The organism is Caulobacter sp. P1_B12_2 (genome assembly GCF_056406675.1).
In genome coordinates, this window is the sequence record NZ_JBFTZS010000729.1 from 1 (window position 1) to 1,293 (window position 1,293).

A 1,293-nucleotide genomic window follows, 5' to 3' on the forward strand; every position below is an offset into this window, starting at 1 on the left:
CGCCGCGCGGCGACTGGCGGATGCCCTCGGACGCGACGGCCGACGCCTGGCTGGCCGAACTGCAGGCGGGAACGCCGGCCTGACCTCGCGGACGCGCCTTGTTCCGTTCCGGCTCCGGCGTGCTAGAACGGACATGACGATGCTCGACGCGACCTCGGGGAAGACTTCGTGACCGCCATCTTTCCCGTCATCCTGTGCGGCGGCGCCGGGACGCGGCTGTGGCCAGCCTCGCGTCCTGACCGCCCCAAACAGTTCCTGAAACTGCTCGGCGCCTATTCCAGCTTTCAGGAAACCCTGCTGCGCGTGCGCGACCTGGCCCAACAGCGGGACATCATCGTCGTCACCGGAGCCGGCATGGTCGAGATGGTGCGCGACCAGGCCCTGGAGATCGGCGCGCCGATCACCGTGCTGATCGAGCCCCAGGCGCGAAACTCCGCTCCGGCCGTGGCCGCCGCCGCCATCCTGGTCGAGCGCCTCGATCCCGACGGGGTGATGCTGGTGCTGGCCGCCGACCACCATGTCGGCGAGCCCGAGGTGTTCCGGGACGCCGCGCGCGTGGCGGCCGGTCCCGCCGCACAGGGCATGATCGTCACCTTCGGCGTGCGCCCCACGGGTCCGGCCACGGGCTTTGGCTACATCCGTCCGGGCGAGCAGGTCGCCCAGGGCGTGCTCCGGGTCGCCGCCTTCGTCGAAAAGCCCGACCTTGAAACGGCCCGCCGCTATGTGGCGGAGGGCTATCTGTGGAACAGCGGCAACTTCGCCTTCCAGGCCGCCACGCTCCTGGGCGAGCTGAAACGGTTCGAACCCAGCGTGGTCGAGGGCGCCCGGGCCGCCTTCGCCGACGCCGTGGTCGATCCGGGCCTCGTACGGCTGGACGCGGCCGGCTTCGCCCGCGCCGCCAGCATCTCGATCGATCACGCGGTGATGGAGCACACCGACAAGGCCGTCGTCGTGCCCGCAGCCTTCGACTGGTCCGACCTGGGGGCCTGGGACGCGATCTGGGGGGCCTCGCCCCAGGACGGGGCCGGCAACGCCGCCCAGGGCGACGTCACACTGGTCGACACCTCGGGCATGCTGGTCCGCTCGACGGGTCCGTTCGTGGGGGCGATCGGCGTCCATGACCTGATGATCGTCGCCGAGCCGGACGCCGTTCTGATCTGCCGCCGCGACGACGCCCAGGCGGTCAAGGCGCTGGTCGACGACCTCCGGGCCAAGGGTCGGGAGCTGGCCCACCGGCATATCGACACGGTCGTCGGGGTCGAGCGCCAGTCCGTGAGCCACACCGACCAGGCC

2 protein-coding genes are annotated in these 1,293 nt (G+C 71.4%); both read left to right on the forward strand.

What is annotated here, in order from left to right; translation table 11 throughout:
* On the forward strand, positions 1 to 83 hold an 83-nt coding region (locus tag AC1DZ6_RS25270; RefSeq protein WP_477099835.1), incomplete at its 5' end, for a hypothetical protein.
* An 85-nt stretch (positions 84 to 168) separates the two neighbouring features.
* On the forward strand, positions 169 to 1,293 hold a 1,125-nt coding region (locus AC1DZ6_RS25275), incomplete at its 3' end, for a mannose-1-phosphate guanylyltransferase/mannose-6-phosphate isomerase (RefSeq protein ID WP_477099834.1).